The following is an 18,760-nucleotide window of genomic DNA, read 5'->3' on the forward strand; positions in this document are numbered from 1 at the left end:
GGGCGCTGCTGTTAATATGGCTTCGCACGGTTTTCGATTGTAAGGCGAAAACCCGCGTCAGTCTAGGAGGGCCACCATGGCCGGCACGACGACCCTGCGGGCGAGCGAGCTCGCCGAAGCCGATCTCATCCCGTTCGACGGGGTGGAGCCGGACGCGAGCTGGGCGGAGGAGGTGCGGCGCCTCGCGGAGGAGCGCGACGCCGTGCTGCTCGCGCACAACTACCAGGTTCCGGCGATCCAGGATGTCGCCCACCACACCGGCGACTCGCTCGCGCTGAGCCGCATCGCGGCGAGCAGCGACGCCTCGACCATCGTCTTCTGCGGGGTCCACTTCATGGCCGAAACGGCCAAGATCCTGGCCCCGGACAAGACCGTCCTGATCCCCGACGCGCGGGCGGGCTGCTCGCTGGCGGACTCGATCACCGGTGCGCAGTTGCGGGAGTGGAAGGCCGAGCACCCGGGCGCGGTGGTGGTCTCCTACGTCAACACCACGGCCGAGGTCAAGGCCGAGACCGACATCTGCTGCACCTCGTCGAACGCGGTGGACGTGGTCGCCTCCATCCCCGCTGACCAGGAAGTTCTCTTCCTGCCGGACCAGTTCCTCGGCGCCCACGTCAAGCGCGTGACCGGCCGGGAGAACCTGCACATCTGGGCCGGGGAGTGCCACGTGCACGCCGGGATCAACGGTCCCGAGCTGGCCGAGCGGGCCGCCGCGAACCCCGACGCCGACCTGTTCATCCACCCCGAATGCGGCTGCGCGACCTCGGCGCTCTACCTGGCTGGCGAGGGCGCGGTGGCCCCGGACCGGGTCAAGATCCTGTCCACCGGCGACATGGTGCACGAGGCCAAGGCGACCAAGGCGGGCTCGGTGCTGGTGGCCACCGAGATCGGCATGCTGCACCAGTTGCGCAAGGCCGCGCCGGGCATCGACTTCCGCGCCGTGAACGACCGCGCCTCCTGCCGCTTCATGAAGATGATCACCCCGGCCGCCCTGCTGCGCTGCCTGCGCGAGGGGCTCGACGAGGTGCACGTCGACCTCGAGACCGCCGCCCGCGCCCGCGCTTCGGTGCAGCGGATGATCGAGATCGGCCAGCCCGGCGGCGCCGAGTGAACCGCCCGGTTACTGCCCGTGAGGCGAAAACCACGCCTCGCTGGGAGGCCGCCGCCGATCTCGTGGTGATCGGCAGCGGGGTCGCCGGACTGACCGCGGCCCTGCGCGGCCGGGCGCTCGGCTTGCGGGTGCTGGTGGTCACCAAGGCCGCCATCGAGGACGGCAACACCCGCTGGGCCCAAGGCGGCGTCGCGGTGGTGCTGCCCGGTGAGCACGACGACGGCGACTCGGTCGCCAAGCACGTCGAGGACACGCTCACCGCCGGTGCCGGGCTCTGCGACGAGGACGTGGTGCAGTCGATCCTCGACGGTGGCCCGGCCGCGGTGGCGCGCCTGCGCGAGTCGGGTGCCCGGTTCGACGCCGGGGTCGGCGGCGGGCTTGCCAGGACCCGCGAAGGCGGGCACACCGCGTTCCGCGTGATCCACGCCGGCGGGGACGCGACCGGTGCCGAGGTGGAACGCGCGCTGGTCGCGGAGACCACCGGCCAGCGGCTGCCGGTGCTGGAGCGGCACGTGGCGGTCGACGCGCTGCGCACCCCGGCCGGTGCGGTGGCCGGGGTGTCCGTGCTGGACCCGGACGGGGTACTCGGCGTGGTCCGCGCGCCCGCCGTGCTGCTCGCCACCGGTGGCCTCGGCCAGCTCTACCAGGCGACGTCCAACCCGGAACCGGCCACCGGCGACGGGCTGGCGCTGGCGCTGCGCGCGGGTGCGCAGGCGGCCGACGTGGAGTTCGTGCAGTTCCACCCCACCGTGCTCTACACGCCCGGCGCGCGCGGCCGCTGTCCGCTGGTCACCGAGGCGGTGCGTGGCGAGGGCGCGCGCCTGCTCGATGGCGCGGGCGAGCTGGTCATGCTCGGGGTGCACCCGCTCGGCGACCTGGCACCGCGTGACGTGGTGTCGGCGGCGATCAACCGCCGCATGGCGGAGGCACCCGGCGGCGTCGACGATCACGTGTTCCTCGACGCCACCCGGATCACCGGCTTCGCGAAGCGGTTCCCGACCGTTTACGCGGCCGCACGGGCCGCCGGGATCGATCCGCTGCGGGAGTTCATCCCGGTCACGCCCGCCGCGCACTTCGCGTGCGGTGGCGTGGTGACCGACACGACCGGGCGGACCGGCGTGACCGGGCTGTACGCGGCGGGCGAGGTCGCGCGGACCGGGTTGCACGGGGCCAACCGGCTGGCGTCGAACAGCCTGCTCGAAGGCCTGGTGATGGGGGAGCGGGTCGCCGAAGCGGCGGCCGCCGACCTGGCCTCGGGCGTGCTCGCCGAGCCCAAGCACGGGCTGGCGCCGGAATGCCGGCACGTCGAGGCGGCCGACCGCGATTCGCTGCAGCGGGCGATGAGCCGGTACGCCGCGATCGGCCGGGACGCCGACGGGCTCGCGGTGCTGGGCTCGGTGCTCGACCTGGCCACCGTCGACAGTCCACTTCGGACACAGGCGGAGGTGGAGGACGCGGCGCTGACCTTGGCCGCGCAGGCGCTGGTCGCCGCGGCCGCGCACCGCACCGAATCACGCGGTTGCCACGTGCGCCTGGACTTCCCCGAGCGCGACGAGCGGGGTGGGCGGCGGAGTCAGCTGATCCGGCTGAGCCCGTCGGGACAGCCGGTGCTCGCCGACCCGATCCTGCAGGAGGTGGTGGCGTGAACGAGCTGACCCACGAGATCCTGGCCGAGGCCGGGCTCGACGTGACCGATGTGCTCCGCGTGGTCGACACCGCACTCGCCGAGGACCTGCGTTACGGCGCCGACGCGACCACGCAGGCGACCGTGCCGGACGGCGCGATTTCGACGGCCGCTTTCACCCCGCGCGTGGCGGGCACGCTCGCGGGCGTCGGCCCGGCGCTGGCCGTGCTGGACCGGGTGCTCGACTCGTACGAGGTGCTGGACCGGCGCGTGGACGGGAGCTGGCTGAGCGCCGGGGAACCGGCGCTGGTGGTGCGCGGGCCGGTGCGCGGCTTGCTGACCGCCGAGCGGACCGCGCTGAACCTGGTGTGCCACCTGTCCGGCATCGCCACCACCACCGCGGCCTGGGTGTCCGAAGTGGAGGGTACGGGGTGCGCGATCCGCGATTCCCGCAAGACTTTGCCGGGGCTGCGGTTGCTGGAGAAGTACGCGGTTCGGTGCGGTGGCGGGGTGAACCACCGGTTCGGCCTCGGTGACGCGGTGCTGATCAAGGACAACCACGTGGTGGCGGCGGGTTCGGTCACCGCGGCGCTGCGGGCCGCGCGCGAGCACGCCGCCGAGCTGGCGTGCGAGGTCGAAGTGGACGACCTGGCGCAGTTGGAGGAGGCGTTGCGGGCGGGTGCCGACGAGGTGCTGCTCGACAACTTCACCCCGGCCCGGTGCGGCGAAGCCGTCCGGCTGCGCGACGAGCTGGGGCTGAAGACGCGGTTGGAGTCGTCCGGCGGGCTGCGGCTGGAAAACGCGCGGGAGTACGCGGAATCCGGCGTCGACTACCTCGCTGTCGGGGCGCTGACGCACTCCGCACCGGCGCTGGACCTCGGCATGGACCTCGGCTGAGGGGGAAAATTACCCGCGCGGCGTAGTCGTCGCGCGGCTTAGGGTCGCCGCGTGAGGTGGTTGCGTGCGGTACCCGCCGTCCTGGTGGCGGCGACGGTGCTCACCCCTGGCGCGGCGGCCCAGCCGTCTTCGGCGCCGCCCCCGCAGAGCGCCTGCGCGAACCCGTCCGGGGTGTACCCGGGCGCGGTGCCGTGGGGGCAGCGGGTGGTCGACGCCTCGCGGGTGTGGCCGCTGACCGACGGCTCCGGCCAGACCGTCGCCGTCATCGGGACCGGGGTGGACGCCGCCAACGCGCAGTTCGGGCCCGACCAGGTGCTGCCGGTGCGCGGGATCGGCGCCGGCGCGACGGCGCCCGCACCGGACTGCGACGGCCGTGGCACGGTCGCCGCGGGCATCGTCGCCGCGCGGCAGAACCGGTCGACGACCTTCGCCGGTGTCGCACCAGGCGCGAAGGTGCTGCCGGTGCGCTACCTACGGCCCGGCGGCAACTCCGCGGACAGCGCCGACCCGGACGCACTGGCCGCGGCGATCATCACCGCGGCGGACGCGAAGGCGGGCGTCATCCTGGTCGCCGTGCCGTCGCCGGTGGACTCGCCCGCGCTGACCGCGGCCGTGAACGACGCGCGGCGGCGGGGTTCCGTGGTGATCTCGGCGGCTTCGGCCAAGGAGGAGGGCGCGGTCACCTACCCGTCGGCGACGCCCGGGGTGCTCGCGGTCGGCTCGCTGAACCAGCAGATGCAGCCGGTGCAACGGGAGTCGGGCAGGCACCTTTCGCTGTCGGCACCTGGCGCGGACCTGGTCAGCGTTTCGGCTGGGGGACAGGGAAAACTCGCGCACCGGTGGCCGGTGACCGACCCGTCGATGGCGGGCGCCTACGTCGCGGGCGCGGCGGCGCTGCTGCGGGCCTACCGGCCGGAGCTGACGCCCGACCAGGTGATCACCCGGCTCACGCTGACCGCGAACCGCCCACCCGGCGGCACGCACGACCCGCGGCAGGGCTGGGGCCTGGTGGACGCCTACACCGCGGTCTCGGCCGACATCCCGCCGGACGCCGTGGGCCCCGGCGGCCCGTTGCCGCGCCCGGTCGCCGGAGCCATCGTCCCGGCCGCCGCCCCCGCCCGGCCACCGGTCAACGAGATGGCGGGCGTGGTGGCGATCGCCGGTGTCGGCGTGGCGGCCCTGGTCGGCCTGATCGTGGCCACCTTCCGGCGGGGCCGGACACGCGGGTGGCGGCCCGGCCGTCGCGCCTAAGCGTCCGGGAGGTAGCGGCGGAGCACGTCCGCTTCGGCGCGGAGGCGCTCGGCCTGCTCGGCGCGGCCAAGCCGCTCGTACTCCTCGGCGGCGTTCGCGCGCTGCTGGACTTCGTTGTCGACGATGGCGTGGAGATCGGCGTCGGTCAGGTGGAGGCGCTCGACCTCCGTGGACCCGACGCCCATCGGGACGGACGTCGTCGCGTGGTGCTCCACGGAGGGCGCCTCGGAGTTGTCGATGGCAGCCAGCGCCGACCGGATCGCCGAGACAGCGATGCGGTCCTTGCCCTTGATGGCCTGGGTCAGCCCACGTCGAAGATCAGTACGCACGCTGCCCGACAATACTTCGCGCCGATAATCGCGCAACAGAATTCGGCGGGGGGCCTGAGGACACGAATGTGGCTTTGGGGGCGGATTCGGCCCCCAAAGCCACATTCGTGTCGCTGGTGGTGGGGCCGGGCGCCGATCTGAGCGCGGGGCTCGGGGCCCTCGACTGTAGGCGCGACTGTCGCTCTCGGCTGCCCGAGTGTGGATCTCGGCTGCCCGGGTGTGGGACTCGGTTGCCTGAGTGTGGGACTCGGGGCCTCGACTATGGCGTTCGGCTGCATGGATGTCGCTCTCAGTGGCGCGAGCGCGAGACTCGGCTGGGCGAGCGTGGGGCTCGGGTGTCTGAACGTGGGGTTCGGCTGCTTGAGTGTGGATCTCGGGTGCTTGAGGGTGGGGCTCGGGGCTCCGACCGGGGAGTTCGGCTGCACGGGTGTGGATTTCGGTGGCGCGAGCGCGGGCTCGGGGCCTCGACTGTGGGTTCGGGTGCCTGAATGTGGAACTCGGCTGCGCGAGTGTGGGACTCGCCGGACCGAGCGTCGGCCGGGCTGCCTGAATGTGGAACTCGGCTGCCTGAACGTGGGACTCGGCTGCGCGAGTGTGGGGTTCGGGTGTGTGGGGGTGGGGTTAGAGGAGGTGGGCGTTGGTGGTGCGGACGGCGGGGGCCAGGTCGGGGAGTTCGGTGACGGTGACGCCGGCGGCGGTGAGGGTTTCGGCGCCGACGCAGTCGACGAAGAGGGTGGGTTCGCGCCACGCGAAGACGACGCGCGGGATGCCGGCTTCCAGGATGAGGGTGGTGCAGGTCTTCGGCCGCGAGCGGCGGCTGCTGCACGGTTCCAGCGAGGTGTACATGGTGGCGCCCGCCAGGCGCGGGTCGTCGGCGGCCAGTTTGGCGAGGGCGGCTTCTTCGGCGTGGTCGTGCGGGTCGGTTTCGCCGGAGTGGCCGGTGGCCAGGATCGTGCCGTCGGCGGCGGTGATGACGGCGCCGACGCGGAAGGTGGCCGACGGCGGGCACTGATCGCCCAGTGCGATGGCCTTGGCGAGGAAATCGTGGTCAGTCATGCGAAGTCACCCGGTATTTCAAGAGGACCAGATCGCCGATCTGCTGCACGTCGGCCAAGGACATCGGCCGCGCCGGGGACTGCGGGAAATCGGCCGGGTGCACGAATCGCGGAGCAGCGCTTTCACCGACGAAGAATGGCGCGTAGACGAGGTGGATTTCGTCCACCACATCGGCGGCCAGGAATTGCGTGTGGATGTGCCCGCCGCCTTCGACCATCAGGCGGGAAATGCCACGGGAATGCATGTCCGCCAAAGCGGCGGTGAGATCGGCGGCCCCTATCACCGTCGCGGAGGGGCCCAGGGAAAGCGAAGGGGCCACCTCGGGCGGGGCATAGACCAGTTTCTGGACATCACCCGCCACGAAGAACTGCGACGACGGGTCCATCGAACCGGTGCGGGTGAAGGTGACCTTGGCCGGGGAAGCGGGCTTCCCGGCGGCGACCCGGCGCTCCCGGCGTTCCGCGGAGCGGACCAGGAGGCGGGGGTTGTCGGCGCGGATGGTGCCCGCGCCGACCAGGATCGCGTCGGCAGCCGCCCGCTCGGCGTCCACCCGGTCGAAATCGTCCTCATCGGACAAGACGAGCCGGGTGGTGCTGGTGTCGTCGATGCACCCGTCGAGCGAGGCGGCTACCGAGAGCAGTACGTATGGCCTGGGCACCAGGCCACCGTACCGCCGCTCACCGCGGGGCGTCCGGCTCCTCGCCGATCACCGACGGCGCCACCACCGACGATTCACCCCACACGTCCTCGGTTTCCACCAGCCACGGCGGGATGCGCCTGCCGGAACCCATGTCCCCGCCCGCGCCCATGCCCATCGGCATCATGGGCATCATCGGCATCATGCCCTTCGCCGCGGCGGCACCGGCCGCCCCGGCCGCACCACCGGCGAGGCCGGACATCGCGTTGCCCGCGCCACCGGAACCGGCCATGCCGGGCGCCGCGGCCGCGCCGTCGCCGGGACTGCCGAGATCGACACCGCCGACCCCGCCGACCCCGCCACCACCGACGCCGCCCACGCTGCCGCCGCCGATCGGGATGCCGCCGCCACCGCCGCCACCGGCCGCGCCACCGCCGAACCCGTCGCCGAGCTTGCCGGAGCCGTCCCCGCCGGGCAGCTTGTCGTCGCCGTCCTTCTTGCCACCGGCCCACGGCGGCACCTTCGGCATGATCGACCCGAAACGGCCGAACGCCGCGGCCGAAGCGGCCGCCAGCCCGGCGGTGAACATGTTGCCGAACAAGGGGCTGGACGGCTTGGCCTGGTCGATCGGCATCGGCATCGGCTGCGTGCCGTCACCGGGCAGGGTCGGCGGTGCCCCTGGCACCACCGAGATGCCGGTGGGCGGCGGCGTGGTCACCGCACCACCACCGCCGCCGCTCGCGCCGCCACCGGGGGTTCCCGGGCCGGGCAGGGGCGGGGCGGTGACCGCGTTCGGCGAAGCGGGGATCGACTCCTCGGCGGCGGTGTAGTCGCCCGCCAGGTCGGTCATCACCTGGATCGCCTTGCTGTGCGCGGCGTTCGCCGCGTTCGCGGCCTGCTGCTGGGCTTCGACGTTGCCGATCGCGGCGGCCCGGCGCTGCGCGGCCGCCTGCACCACATCGGGAGTGGTGTCGGGCGGCAGCAGCGGCGGGTTCACCGCCAGCGACAGGTCAGCCGGGGAGACCTCCGGCACGCTCACCGGCGGCGGCATCTGCGCCTTGGCGGTCTCCAGTTCGTCGGCGGCGTCCTCGAGCAGGTGCCGCATGGACACCGCGGTCTGCCCGACCTTGCGGATGCCGCCGACCAGGTCGTCGATCATCACCTGGTACTTGTCCGCGGCGCCACCGGTCCAGTGACCCTCGAATTCGGACAGCTGGGACATCAGGTTGTCGGCCTGCTCGAACAGGCCGAACCCGGCCGCCCGCCACTTCTCCGCCGCCGCGCGGGCCCCGCCGGGGTCCCCGGCGTGCAGCATCGCGTAGAGCTGCTGGTGGCTGAACGAACCGAAGTTGGTGTGCGCGGTCATCCCTTGGCCCCCTTGCCGTCCCCGCCGCCGCCGAGCAGGTTGCCGATCCCCGAGACGATCCCGCCGATCACGTTGCCCGCGGTGACGTGCAGATCGGTGGCGACGTTCTGGTCGGCCTGCTGGTAGCCCTCGGCCACGGTGTGGGTGACGTCCTGCGCGAAGGTGATCGCGCCCTTGACCTGGTCGAGCAACCCCTGCATCTCCGCCACCGCGGCGCGGTGCGCCTCGGCGAGGGAACTCGCTTCGCCGAACTCCCCGAACCGCAGCGGCTCACCGCCGAGGGTGAGCAGGAAGTCGTTCGGCTTGGTCATGCACTCGAGCTGGATCTCCAGCTCCCTGGCGAAGTCCTTCAAGGACTCCAGGTGAACGTAGTACGACCGGTCTTGCATCCCGACTCCCTCGTTCTCCTTCTCGAATCAGGGACGGCAGGCCGGACGGCCGGTGCGAGTGGGGGGTTGGCTCGCACCGGCCGTCCGGGAAACTCCGCCGATCACACGGCGAAGTAGTTGGTGTTCCGGTTCTCGAGCGCGTACTGCAGGTCGTGCGCCTCGCCGACCTTGCCGCCGAACTGCGCGATGATCGCGACGATGTCGGCGGTGGCCTGGCGCAGCCGGGTCTCCGAGGCTTCGGCGGCCTGACCGGCCGAGCTGCCCGAGGCGTACCAGGTGGCCTTGATCGGCTGCAGGTTCTGCTGCAGCGTCTCCAGCTGACCGGTCAGCTGCTTGGCCTTCTCCGCCAGCGAAGCGGAGCTGAACTGCAGTGCGTTGAAGTTGACTTCGACCATGTCGGCCATGTCGGGTTCCCCTCTGGGTCAGTTCGCGCCGGACAGGCGGCCGAGCACGGAGCCGCCGGCGTCGGAGGCGAGGCTGGAGACACTGGTCAGCTGCTGCGCCACGTCGGCGTCACCGCTGCCGTAGTTGTGGAAGCTCTGGTTGACCAGCGTGGACATGGTGTCCAGCTCGCGGACGGCGAGCTGCATCTTCTCCTGAAGCCTGCGCTGCAGGTCCCAGAACGCCACCGCCTGGTCGCCCTTGTAGTTGCGCAGCGTTTCGGTCAGCTCCGCCTCCAAGCTGGCCATGGTGGTCTTGGCGCCAGACGCGGTCTCCTCGAACCCCTGGACCGCACGCGTCATGGCCGCGGCATCACTCTGGTAGCCGGCACTGCTCACGGGCTGGCCACCTCCTCTCAACTCGCGGGAAAAAGATCTCCGGAAAGAGCCAGAGCTGGAACTTTCTCCGGCTCGCCTGCGAACAACACGCTAGAAAAGCCAGCAGTACGTTCAAACGGCACAACTGCCGGTCGCGGTGGCGGTACTTGTACCCACGACCGGCGGACCTGCTCAGTCCGCCGGTGGTGTCCAGGCCACCTGCAGCAGCCCGGTGCCGAGCCGCCGGGAGACCAAAGTGCCTCGTCCAGGGGGTAGCGGGCCCGCTTTGACGTCACCGATCAGCGGTCCCTCGTCCTTGGACCCCGACATCACCAGCCCCGGCGAGCCGAGTTCGCGCACGCGCTGCACCACGGGTTCGAAAAGGGCCCGCCCGGCACCTCCCGCACCGCGCGCGATCACCAGGTGCAGCCCGATGTCGCGGGCCTGCGGCAGGAATTCCAGCAGCGGCAGAAGCGGGTTCTTGCCCGCGGTGGCCACGAGTTCGTAGTCGTCCACGAGCACGAACAGGTCCGGGCCGGTCCACCACGACCGGTTGCGGAGTTGCTCAGCGGTCACGTCCGGGCCCGGGAGCCGCAGGCGCATCGCCTGGACCACTTCGCTGATCAGACCGCTCAGCGTGGGCTCTGAGCCCGCGTAACCGAGCAGGTGGCGGCCGGTGACCGCGTCGAGCAGGCCACGCCGGTAGTCGGCGACGATGATCGCCGCGTCGTCGGCCGGGTAGGCCGCCATGATGCCCTGGCCGATCACCCGCAGCAGCGCGCTCTTGCCCGACTCGACGTCACCGAAGGCGAGGAAGTGCGGATCCGCGGCGAAGTCCAGCAGCACGGGCTCCAAAGTGGCCTCGGAGACCCCGAGCGTGACCTTCTTCGGCGGCGCGGTCGGCAGCCCGGACAGCTCGATCTTCGGCGGCAGCAGGCGCACCCGCGGTGCCGGGTCGCCGGTCCACGACTCGCTGATCCGGCGGACCAGGTCCGTGGCGCCCACGCCGATCGTGCCCGCCCGCTGGTCGCCGTCGATGCGGGGGAGCGCGCCGAGGAAGTGCAGTTTGTCCCCGGTGATGCCGCGGCCCGGTGCCTCGGCGGGCACGTTGCGGGCCACCTTGCGGTCGATCAGCGAGTCGCCCGCGTCACCCAGGCGCAGCTCGAAGCGCGTGCCGATGGCGTCACGGAGTTGCGCGCGCACGCCCATCCAGGTGTTCGCCGAGAGCACGATGTGGATGCCGAAGCCGAGCCCGCGTGCGGCGAGCCCGGTGATCTGCTCCTCCAGCTGCTCGTAGTCCTTGCGGACCGTCGCCCAGTCGTCGACCACCAGGAAGACGTCGCCGAACTCGCGTCCGTCGGTGCTCTCGGTGAACTCGGCGCGGCGGTTGCGGAACTCCGCCACCGACTCGATCCCGTTGGCGGAGAAGAACTCCTCGCGTTGCTCCAGCAGGGTGGTCACCTCGGCGACCACGCGGCGGCAGCGTTGCGCGTCGCGCCGCGTGGCGTACCCGGACACGTGCGGCAGCCCGGCGACCGGCGACAGCGCGCCACCGCCCATGTCGAGCAGGAAGAACTGGGCCTCCGCCGGGGTGTGGGTCAGCGCCAGCACACCGACGATCGACCGCAGGAGCGTGCTCTTGCCGGTCTGCGGAGCGCCGACCACCAGCGCGTGCCCGCCCGCCCCGGAGAAGTCCGCCCAGAGCAGGTCGCGACGCTGTTCGATGGGCTTGTCCACCAGCGCCACCGGCACGGTCAGCCGTCCGTTGCCGCCCCAGCCCACCGGGCACAGGCCGCGCTCCGGTTCCTCGCCGAGCGGCGGCAGCAGCTGGTCCAAAGTGGGCGGTTCGGCGAGCGGGGGCAGCCAGATCTGGTGCGCCGCCGGGCCGTCGAGCCGGGAAAGCATGGCGTCGATGACCGTCTCACCCGAACTGTCGGCGGGTGCCTCGGGCGCGACCTCTTCGTCGTCACGGGGTTCGACCGGGGCGGGGGAGCTGACCGGACCCAGCGTGAACGGCACGATGTGCTGCTCGGGCGCACCCCGCTCGCGCACCACCAGCCGGGGTGGCAGCTCGCCGGAGACGTAGGCGGCCTTCAGCCGGATCAGCGAGTCGGTGTCGGCCTTGAGGTAGGCCGAGCCGGGGACCGGCGGCAGCTGGTAGGCGTCCGCGACCCCGAGCACCGCGCGGCTTTCCGAGGCGGAGAACGTGCGCAGGCCGATCCGGTACGACAGGTGCGAGTCCAGCCCGCGCAACCGGCCCTCCTCCAGGCGCTGGGAGGCGAGCAGCAGGTGGATGCCGAGGCTGCGGCCCAAGCGTCCGATCGAGACGAACAGGTCGATGAACTCCGGCCTGGCCGAAAGCAGCTCGCTGAACTCGTCGATGATCACCAGCAGCGAAGGCAGCGGCCGCAGGTTCGCACCCGCCTCCCTGGCCCGCTCGTAGTCGCGGGCGGAGGCGTAGTTCCCGGCCGCGCGCAGCAGTTCCTGCCGCCGGATCACCTCGCCGTTGATCGCGTCGGCCATGCGGTCGACCAGGATCAGTTCCTCGGACAGGTTCGTGATCACCGCGCAGGTGTGCGGCAGGCCGGTCATCCCGGCGAAGGTGGCGCCACCCTTGAAGTCGATCAACGCGAGGTTGAGCCGTTCCGACGAGTGCGTCACGGCCAGCGCGGTGACCAGGGTGCGCAGCAGTTCGCTCTTGCCCGACCCGGTCGCGCCGATGACCAGGCCGTGCGGGCCCATCCCGCCTTCGGCCGACTCCTTGAGGTCCAGCTCGACCGGGCGGCCGTCCGGGTCCACGCCGAGCGGCACGCGCAGCCGGTCGCGCGCGGCGCGCGGGGCCCAGGTGACCGCGGTGTCCACGTCACGCGGGTCGCCGATGCCGAGCAGGCCGGACAGGCCGAAGGTGGACGACATCGGGTTGTCGCCGGTGACCACGGTGCCGAACTGGTGCAGCGCGGTGAGCCGGCGCGCCAGCGCTTCGGCGGCCCCGGAGTCCAAACCGTCCGGTACGCCGAGGAAGCCGAGCTGCTGCTCGCTGCCCTCGCCGACCAGCATGCCCATCTGGGTGCGATCGGCGTGCAGGCACAGGGTCCGGTCGCTGGGCACCGCGTTCGGCTGCTCGCTGCTGATGTCCAGCACGGTGACGCCGTGCTTGCCGCCGTAGGGCATCAGGCGCGTGTCGCCCTCGGTCCTGCCGCCGTCGAGCACCAGCACGATGTGCGGCTGGTCGTGGCCGTGCCCGGGGGTCCGGGTGAACGGCGCGCGCTCGCCGAGGTCCTGGCCGAGCGCTTCGACCAGCCCGGCCAGGTCGTCGGCGACCAGCCGCGCCGGGCCCGCCGCGTCGGTGCCGGTGGCGGAACCGGCGTGCGGCAGCCACTTCAGCCACTCCCACTCCGCCTGGCGGTCGGGCGCGGCGCACAACGCGATGCGCAGGTCGTTCGGTGAGTGGAAGGTGGCGAGCTGGGCGAGCACCGCCCTGGTCAGGTCGAGCACCTCACCGCGGCGCCCGCTCAGCGCCACCGTGGCGAACGAGCGCAGCGAGATGGCCACCGGCAGACCGTTCACTGTGGAATAGGTGCGGATGAAGTGGCGCAGGCTGGTCGAGGACACCGGGTCCAGGTCCTCCAGCGGCACCGTCTGCGGGGCCTTGAGCGGGGTCATCAGCCGCTGCGGGCCGGTGCCGACGCGCACCTGGCCGAAGTGCCCGTCCAGCCGCCGCCGGTCCCACAGCCTGCCGCTGGTGACGTAGGCCCACAGGTCCGCCGGATCCGGCTGCAGCGAGATCATCGCCGAGCGCTGGTTGTCGGCGATGTCCCGCACCTGCCCGCGAAGCCCGGCCAGGTAGCGCTGGTAGTCGCGGCGCTCCTCGTTGATCTGCGCCTTCTTCTGCTGCCCGCCCCTGGCCAGCGACATCACGATCATGCCGCCCATGGCGGTGATGAACAGGGCGCCGAACACCCAGGTCATCGCGCCGCCGTCGCGTCCGATGTAGACGAACGACATGGCACCCATGCCGAGCATCATGGGCAGGAACAACATCAGCTGGAGCGCGCCACCCGAACCGCCCTTCGGCAGCATCGGCGGGGACTGCAGGACGATCTCGCTCGGCTGCTCACCCGATAGTGGCAACCGGTCTCGGGCCAGGGTCATGTAACGCCGTTCTGCCTTCGTGCGTGTGGGTACTTTGCCGCTCATTTTGGCCACTCGTGAGGCGGTCACGGTGGGTACTTTTGCCGTCCGTCGGCCTTCTCGGCCGTCCTTACGCTGGTCGCGACCGGTGGAAGGGAGGGTGATGGGCGGCAGCCAGGAGTTCCGGGCGGAGCCGGAGGCGATGCGCTCGGCGGCGGGCAACGTCGGCGGGATCATCATGCGCGGCGTGAACTCCGCCGGTGACCTCGAACGGCTCGAAGTGCCCCCGGCTTCCTTCGCCGGCATCGGGGACGCCGTGGCCTCGGCCGGTGCGGCGCTGCGGAGCCAGCAGGTCACCGCGGTCCGCACGCTGCTCACCCTCATGCAGGAAGTGAACGACCTGGTGCGCCAGTGCGCCGACGAGTACCAGGCCGCCGACGAGGCGGCCGCGACCGGGTACGGCGGCAAGCCGCCCTCGGCGGGCTCGGTGCTCCCGGCGATCTGGGGCACCCCGGTGGCGGCCGAACTGGCGGCCTGCGCGGTGCGCGACAGCGCCGGCGCGGGCGGCGAGCCCGGTTCGGTCGGCAACGTGCTGCGCTACATGGAACAGGCGGGGCTCGCCGGACCCGGTGCGGAGTTCTCCGACGCGGCCCAGTTCAACGCCTGGCTCGAAGGCAACGCGGACAACCAGGCCAGCGTCGGGGTGATCGAGGTCTATTCGGGTACCGCGCGCGATCTGGGTGACGTGCCCGGCGGGGTGCGCGGGGGTGACGTGGTCATCGTCGCGGACTCGCTGATCGGCGTCGCGGGCAACAACGGCCAGCTGTACAACCACGGCCTGGTGGATTCCGGTATCCACGGGCCGGCGAAAGTGAGCGTCTATCGACCGGCGTTCGCCTGAATACGTTTCCGGCTCGTGGACAGAAGAAGAGGTGTGCAGTGTATTTCCCGAACTCTAGCGCGATGGACGCCACCGCGTCTTCCGGCGGGCCGATCACCGTGCTGCCGCAGATCGTTTCCGGTTCCCCGGAACAGATCGCCAAGCACGTCGGTGAACTGCTGAAGAAAGCGACCGAATTCGCCACGCTGCTCAACGAGTTCGCCGGGGCGGCGAAGCAGCTGGAAAAGGTGTGGTCGGGCAACGCGAGTGAATCGGCGCTGAAGAAGATCGCCGACTCGCTGGCTTCGCTGACCAAGATCATCGACGTGGTGCGCAAGGGCGCGGACCTGCTCGGCATCTCCGGCACGCTGGTGCAGACCGCCCAGCAGGCCTACCGCTCGGTGGTCGCCGCGGTCAACCCGACGGTGGCCTCGCTGATGTCGAACCCGTGGACCTACGGCGCCGCGGTGGCGCTGTCCACCGCGACCAGCGCCTCGCTGAAGGGCTTCATCCAGGCCATCGCGGCGCTGCTCAAGACCCTCGGCGTGGTCGACCTGGCCGGGCAGATCAGCCAGATCGCCACCATCATCGGCGAGATCGAGAAGCTCTTCGGCGGTGGCGACAAGGGCACCGGCTCGGGTGGCGCGCCGAACAACGGCAGCGTCGGCGGCACCCCGGTGACCCCGCCGCAGACCCCGCCCTCGGTGGCCAGCCCGTCCGGGCAGCAGGTCGCGGGCAACGGCGGCCTCCCGATCGGCGGCGGCACCGGCGGGATCGGCGGTGGGTTCGGCGGTGGCACCGGTGGCACCGGTGGCGGTTTCGGTGGTACCGGCGGGGGCGCGGCGCCCGGCGGGTTCACCAACTACCTGCCGCCCGCGCTGAACGGGTTCACCGGCAACCAGGGCCAGTCGCCGTGGGACTGGGCCGCCGGTGGCGGGGGCGCCGCCGGCGGCTCGCTGGCCCCCGGCCTGATCGACCCGCGCAACGCCTGGATCCCGGTCGACCCCGCGGCGAACGCCGTGCCGGGCCAGACGCTGCCCGCGCCCGCCGACCCCGCGCCCGTGCCGCAGCAGCCCGCCCCCGGTGGCGGGGACGGGGACGACATCGTCATCAGGACCGAGCACGGTGACGTGGCCACCTCGATCGAGGTGCCGATGGGCCGCGACATCGAACTCGACCTCGAGTTCACCGTCGACGGCAAGGAATACGAGCAGCACATCGACATCGACGCCGACGGCACCGTGTCGGTCGACCGCTGAGAGGGAAGCAGATGAGCGATCCGTACCAGGTCCCGGACATGAACGCGCTGCTCGAGGAGGTCCGCGCGCAGACCGAGCAGGTGCAGCGGATCCAGAAGTCGGTGGAGAAGATGGAGGTGAAGGGCTACTCGCGCGGCAACGAGGTGGTCGCCACCCTGCGCGGCGACGGCCGGTTCACCGACATCTCCATCGACCCCGAGACCGTGCGCCGCTTCCCGGCCAGGGAACTGGGCGAGATCGTGCTCGAGGCGGTCAACAACGGGCTGACCAAGCTCGGTGAGGCCAGCCGGGCGAAGTTCGCGCCGGTGATCGACGCCGCCGGAGCGGGGACCCCGCAGCAGTGACCGAGACCCTCACCTCCGGAACGACCACCCGGCGGGTCACCGTGGTGACCCCGCTCGCCAGGGTGGATGTGGCCCTGCCGCCCCAGAGCACGCTGGCCGAACTGGTGCCGCAGCTGGTGCGGCTCGCCGGGGCCGAGGGGCAGGCGTCACCGGAGCACCCCGGCTGGGTGCTGACGCGGCTCGGGGGCGCGCCACTGGCCCCCGGGCTGACCGTCGCCGCCGCGGGCATGCGCGACGGCGAGGTGCTCTACCTGACCCCGCGTGAACGCCCGCGCGCGCCGCTGCTGTTCGACGACGTGGTCGACTCGATCGCCAGCGCGAGCGAGTCCGACCGCGAATGGGGCACGGACCTGGCCCGCCGGGCCGGGATCACCGCCGCGGTGGTGCTGCTGCTCGGCGCCGCCGTGCTGATGCAGGCCGGTTTCGCGGGCACCCTGTTCGCGCCGGTCAGCTGCGGGCTGCTGGCGCTGGTCCTGCTGCTCGGCGGCGGTGCGCTGAGCCGGGCCTACGGCGACGCCCAGGCGGGTGCCGCCGCCGCGCTCGCCGGGATCGGCGCGGCCCTGCTCGCCGGGATGTCGGCGTTCCCGCCGCACCCGGTGTTCTCGCTCGACGCCGGTCCGCTGGGCACCGGGCTCGCCGCGGTGGCGGTGTTCGGCGCGTTGTCCGCGGTCACCGTGGCCGACCGGCTGCCGTGGTTCGTCGCGGTCACCGTCTCCGCCGTGCTCGCCGCGCCCGCGGCGGGCATCGTGCTGCTCACCGGCGTGCGCCCGGTCAGTGGCGCGGGTGTGCTGGCGGTGCTGGCCACCGCGATGGCCGCGTTCGCGCCGATGCTCGCGCTGCGGCTCGGCAGGCTTCCGCTGCCCCGCGTCCCGGACGACATGGCTTCCTTCCGCGCCGACGAACGCCCGTCGGTCGGCGCGGCGATGGCCGGGCAGACCGCCTACGCGCAGCGCCTGCTCACCGGGCTGCTGGTCGCGCTGGGCAGTGTCGTGCTCGGCAGCTCGGTGGTGCTCGTCATGGACGGCGGCGCGTGGGAAGCCGGGCTGGCCGCGCTGCTCGGGCTCGCCTGGGTGCTGCGGTCGCGGTCGTACGCCGGTGGCCCGCAGCGGCTGGTGCTGATCGGCTACGGCCTGGCCGCGCTGACCTGCGCGGGCATCTGGCTGGGTACGGAAGCCGACCGCGCGCTGGTCTTCGCCGCCGCGCTCACCGTGGTGCTCGCCGCCGTGGTCTGCCTGGTCTACGCCGCGCGCGTGGCCAAGGGGCACCGCTCGCCGTACTGGTCGCGCCTGATGGACATCGCCGAGTTCCTCGTGCTGCTGTCACTGGTGCCGATCGTCGGCGTCATCATCGGCGTCTACGAAGCCGTCCGAGGCTAGCCACACCCGCGAGGTCGCGCCGTTCATCGGGTTGTGGCGCGTCGGGCCGCCCAGCGGCACGGCGTACCGCAGCCCGATGAACGGCTCAAAAGCGACCTCGCCGCCGCGCCGGAGGCGCGGCCAAATTACGGCAAAGCCAGCGGCAGCGAGCGCCGCACGTGTTCGGCGTGCCGCCCGTTCACCGCGACCAGTGGCACTCCGCACAACGTCGGTGAACCGGTGGGCGGCTCGGCGTCGCCGCGGGTGCCCACGCGCACGGTCACGTCGGCGCGTTCCCGTCCGGCGGCCGTCCGGCTCAGTGTGTACGAGACGGTGGTGAAGGCGGCGGTCGGCACGTGGCCGGTGACCAGCTTCGGCAGGTCGCGGTCGGACAGCGGGCGGAAGCACGACTGCCGGATGCGGCCCTCGCCGGTCCCGGCCGACCACCAGCGCCAGTCGTCGGTGAACTCCGGGGCCTCGGCGCCGAAGTCCGGTTCCGCGCCGAGCGCGACGCGCAGTTCCTCGCCGAGTTCCCCGGCTTCGAGCACGGTGCTCTCGTAACCGACGTCGGCCAGCGCGCCCGCCAGGCCCAGCGCGGCGCTCGCGGTGGTGCGCAGGGCACCGAGTTCGCCGCCGCCCCTGGCCATCGCGGCGATCGGCGCGTCGGCGGGCCGGTAGCGCACGGCCAGCCAGCACACCCGCAGCGGCGTCTGCCCCGGCCGCGGCGCGGTCCAGACCACCAGTTGCGCGCTGTCCAGCGGGATGTCGGCCCGGCGGTAGGCCGCGCCGAGCACGTCGAGCAGGGTGCCGACCGCGGGCAGGCCACCGCCGGTCAGCCGCACCACCGAGGTCCAGCCGTCGCCGACGCCCGCGATGCCCAGCCGGTTGCCCGCGCGGTCGGTGTGCTGGCGGATGGCGGTCTCACCGACCAGCGAGTGCATCGGCCCGGCGCCTTCGCGGCGGTCGTCGTGCCGCCGCAGCCGGAAGGTGAGCCAGGTCCACAGCCAGCCGGCCAGGTGCTTGCCGGTGATGCGCACGGAGGTGGTCAGCACGACCAGCACGGCCACCACGATGGCGGTGATCGACACGGCGGTGAAGCCGTCGCCCAGGCCGTAGGCGCCCAGCGCGCCGAGCGCGGCGACCTCCCAGATCGCCACCTGGCGGGCACGCACCGGCAGGATCCACGGCGCCACGGCCGGATCCGCGATGGAGCCGGGCTCCCGGCCGCCCGACGGCAGTGGCACGGCTGGCACTGCTGGCACGGCTGGAGTCCGGCTCTGCCAGGGGGCAGGCGACGACAACGACACAGGATGGCCCCTCTCGACTCCCCCTCGGCAAACGGTATCCGGACACCGACAGCGGCGCTGCCGGAA

The 18,760-nt window shown here is 72.4% G+C and carries 17 protein-coding genes; 8 read left to right on the forward strand and 9 right to left on the reverse strand.

Annotation, left to right across the window (positions count from 1 at the left end; all coding sequences use genetic code 11):
• Positions 1–76 precede the first annotated feature (76 nt).
• Genes nadA through L3Q67_RS21620 form a run of 4 tightly spaced genes read left to right on the forward strand, consistent with a single transcriptional unit; the run spans position 77 to position 4,883 of the window.
• Positions 77–1,111, forward strand: coding sequence for a quinolinate synthase (gene nadA / locus L3Q67_RS21605; RefSeq protein WP_499191186.1), 1,035 nt, complete (start codon positions 77–79; stop codon positions 1,109–1,111).
• Positions 1,108–2,757, forward strand: coding sequence for an L-aspartate oxidase (locus tag L3Q67_RS21610; protein ID WP_499191187.1), 1,650 nt, complete (start codon positions 1,108–1,110; stop codon positions 2,755–2,757). The genes nadA and L3Q67_RS21610 overlap by 4 nt, the downstream gene beginning before the upstream one ends.
• Complete coding sequence (gene nadC / locus L3Q67_RS21615) at positions 2,754–3,632, forward strand: carboxylating nicotinate-nucleotide diphosphorylase (protein ID WP_499191188.1); 879 nt, start codon at positions 2,754–2,756, stop codon at positions 3,630–3,632. Before L3Q67_RS21610 ends, nadC begins: the two co-directional genes overlap by 4 nt.
• A gap of 51 nt (positions 3,633–3,683) precedes the next feature.
• Positions 3,684–4,883 carry a S8 family serine peptidase gene (locus tag L3Q67_RS21620; protein WP_499191189.1) on the forward strand — a complete coding sequence of 400 codons (1,200 nt, stop codon included), beginning with the start codon at positions 3,684–3,686 and terminating at the stop codon, positions 4,881–4,883.
• Here L3Q67_RS21620 and L3Q67_RS21625 read toward each other — a convergent pair.
• From L3Q67_RS21625 to eccCa, 8 genes are all read right to left on the reverse strand, one after another.
• A complete protein-coding gene (locus L3Q67_RS21625; RefSeq protein ID WP_499191190.1) occupies positions 4,880–5,212 on the reverse strand; it encodes a GatB/YqeY domain-containing protein in 333 nt (110 codons plus the stop codon). The genes L3Q67_RS21620 and L3Q67_RS21625 overlap by 4 nt on opposite strands.
• A gap of 621 nt (positions 5,213–5,833) precedes the next feature.
• The gene (locus tag L3Q67_RS21630; RefSeq protein ID WP_499191191.1) at positions 5,834–6,268 is read right to left on the reverse strand and encodes a deaminase; all 435 of its coding nucleotides are present in this window, start codon (positions 6,266–6,268) and stop codon (positions 5,834–5,836) included.
• Complete coding sequence (locus tag L3Q67_RS21635) at positions 6,261–6,926, reverse strand: RibD family protein (protein ID WP_499191192.1); 666 nt, start codon at positions 6,924–6,926, stop codon at positions 6,261–6,263. The genes L3Q67_RS21630 and L3Q67_RS21635 overlap by 8 nt, the downstream gene beginning before the upstream one ends.
• Positions 6,927–6,945: 19 nt before the next feature.
• The gene (locus tag L3Q67_RS21640; protein WP_499191193.1) at positions 6,946–8,271 is read right to left on the reverse strand and encodes a WXG100 family type VII secretion target; all 1,326 of its coding nucleotides are present in this window, start codon (positions 8,269–8,271) and stop codon (positions 6,946–6,948) included.
• On the reverse strand, positions 8,268–8,660 hold the full coding sequence (locus L3Q67_RS21645; protein WP_499191194.1) for a hypothetical protein: 393 nt from the start codon (positions 8,658–8,660) through the stop codon (positions 8,268–8,270). Before L3Q67_RS21645 ends, L3Q67_RS21640 begins: the two co-directional genes overlap by 4 nt.
• A gap of 101 nt (positions 8,661–8,761) precedes the next feature.
• Complete coding sequence (locus L3Q67_RS21650) at positions 8,762–9,064, reverse strand: hypothetical protein (RefSeq protein WP_209669176.1); 303 nt, start codon at positions 9,062–9,064, stop codon at positions 8,762–8,764.
• Between the two features lie 18 nt (positions 9,065–9,082).
• The gene (locus L3Q67_RS21655; RefSeq protein WP_282773434.1) at positions 9,083–9,439 is read right to left on the reverse strand and encodes a WXG100 family type VII secretion target; all 357 of its coding nucleotides are present in this window, start codon (positions 9,437–9,439) and stop codon (positions 9,083–9,085) included.
• Positions 9,440–9,610: 171 nt separating this feature from the next.
• Entirely contained in the window at positions 9,611–13,570 is a 3,960-nt protein-coding gene (eccCa, locus tag L3Q67_RS21660; protein ID WP_499191195.1) for a type VII secretion protein EccC, read from the reverse strand.
• 142 nt (positions 13,571–13,712) lie between these two features.
• Here eccCa and L3Q67_RS21665 point away from each other — a divergent pair, with 142 nt between their 5' ends.
• The 4 genes from L3Q67_RS21665 (at position 13,713) to eccD (ending at position 17,408) form a co-directional block, all read left to right on the forward strand.
• A complete protein-coding gene (locus L3Q67_RS21665) occupies positions 13,713–14,450 on the forward strand; it encodes a WXG100 family type VII secretion target (RefSeq protein WP_499191196.1) in 738 nt (245 codons plus the stop codon).
• A gap of 62 nt (positions 14,451–14,512) precedes the next feature.
• On the forward strand, positions 14,513–15,688 hold the full coding sequence (locus tag L3Q67_RS21670) for a WXG100 family type VII secretion target (protein WP_499191197.1): 1,176 nt from the start codon (positions 14,513–14,515) through the stop codon (positions 15,686–15,688).
• An 11-nt stretch (positions 15,689–15,699) separates the two neighbouring features.
• Positions 15,700–16,032 (forward strand): YbaB/EbfC family nucleoid-associated protein, encoded by a 333-nt coding sequence (locus L3Q67_RS21675; RefSeq protein WP_499191198.1) that lies wholly within the window; start codon positions 15,700–15,702, stop codon positions 16,030–16,032.
• A complete protein-coding gene (gene eccD / locus L3Q67_RS21680; RefSeq protein WP_499191199.1) occupies positions 16,029–17,408 on the forward strand; it encodes a ubiquitin family protein in 1,380 nt (459 codons plus the stop codon). Before L3Q67_RS21675 ends, eccD begins: the two co-directional genes overlap by 4 nt.
• 125 nt (positions 17,409–17,533) lie before the next feature.
• Here eccD and L3Q67_RS21685 read toward each other — a convergent pair whose 3' ends face one another.
• Positions 17,534–18,631, reverse strand: a complete 1,098-nt coding sequence (locus L3Q67_RS21685) for a type VII secretion protein EccE (protein ID WP_499191200.1) — start codon at positions 18,629–18,631, stop codon at positions 17,534–17,536.
• Positions 18,632–18,760: the final 129 nt, after the last annotated feature.

This window comes from Saccharothrix sp. AJ9571, assembly GCF_021725495.1.
Classification (GTDB): Bacteria; Actinomycetota; Actinomycetes; order Mycobacteriales; family Pseudonocardiaceae; genus Amycolatopsis; species Amycolatopsis magusensis.

Excerpts from the sequence above, each read along its gene's own strand:
- L3Q67_RS21675 (WP_499191198.1), top strand. The coding sequence starts at position 15,700 with ATGAGCGATCCGTACCAGGTCCCGGACATGAACGCGCTGCTCGAGGAG.
- L3Q67_RS21670 (WP_499191197.1), top strand. The coding sequence starts at position 14,513 with ATGGACGCCACCGCGTCTTCCGGCGGGCCGATCACCGTGCTGCCGCAG.
- L3Q67_RS21640 (WP_499191193.1), bottom strand. The coding sequence starts at position 8,271 with ATGACCGCGCACACCAACTTCGGTTCGTTCAGCCACCAGCAGCTCTAC.
- L3Q67_RS21645 (WP_499191194.1), bottom strand. The coding sequence starts at position 8,660 with ATGCAAGACCGGTCGTACTACGTTCACCTGGAGTCCTTGAAGGACTTC.
- L3Q67_RS21665 (WP_499191196.1), top strand. The coding sequence starts at position 13,713 with ATGGGCGGCAGCCAGGAGTTCCGGGCGGAGCCGGAGGCGATGCGCTCG.
- eccCa (WP_499191195.1), bottom strand. The coding sequence starts at position 13,570 with ATGACCCTGGCCCGAGACCGGTTGCCACTATCGGGTGAGCAGCCGAGC.
- L3Q67_RS21650 (WP_209669176.1), bottom strand. The coding sequence starts at position 9,064 with ATGGCCGACATGGTCGAAGTCAACTTCAACGCACTGCAGTTCAGCTCC.
- nadA (WP_499191186.1), top strand. The coding sequence starts at position 77 with ATGGCCGGCACGACGACCCTGCGGGCGAGCGAGCTCGCCGAAGCCGAT.
- L3Q67_RS21630 (WP_499191191.1), bottom strand. The coding sequence starts at position 6,268 with ATGACTGACCACGATTTCCTCGCCAAGGCCATCGCACTGGGCGATCAG.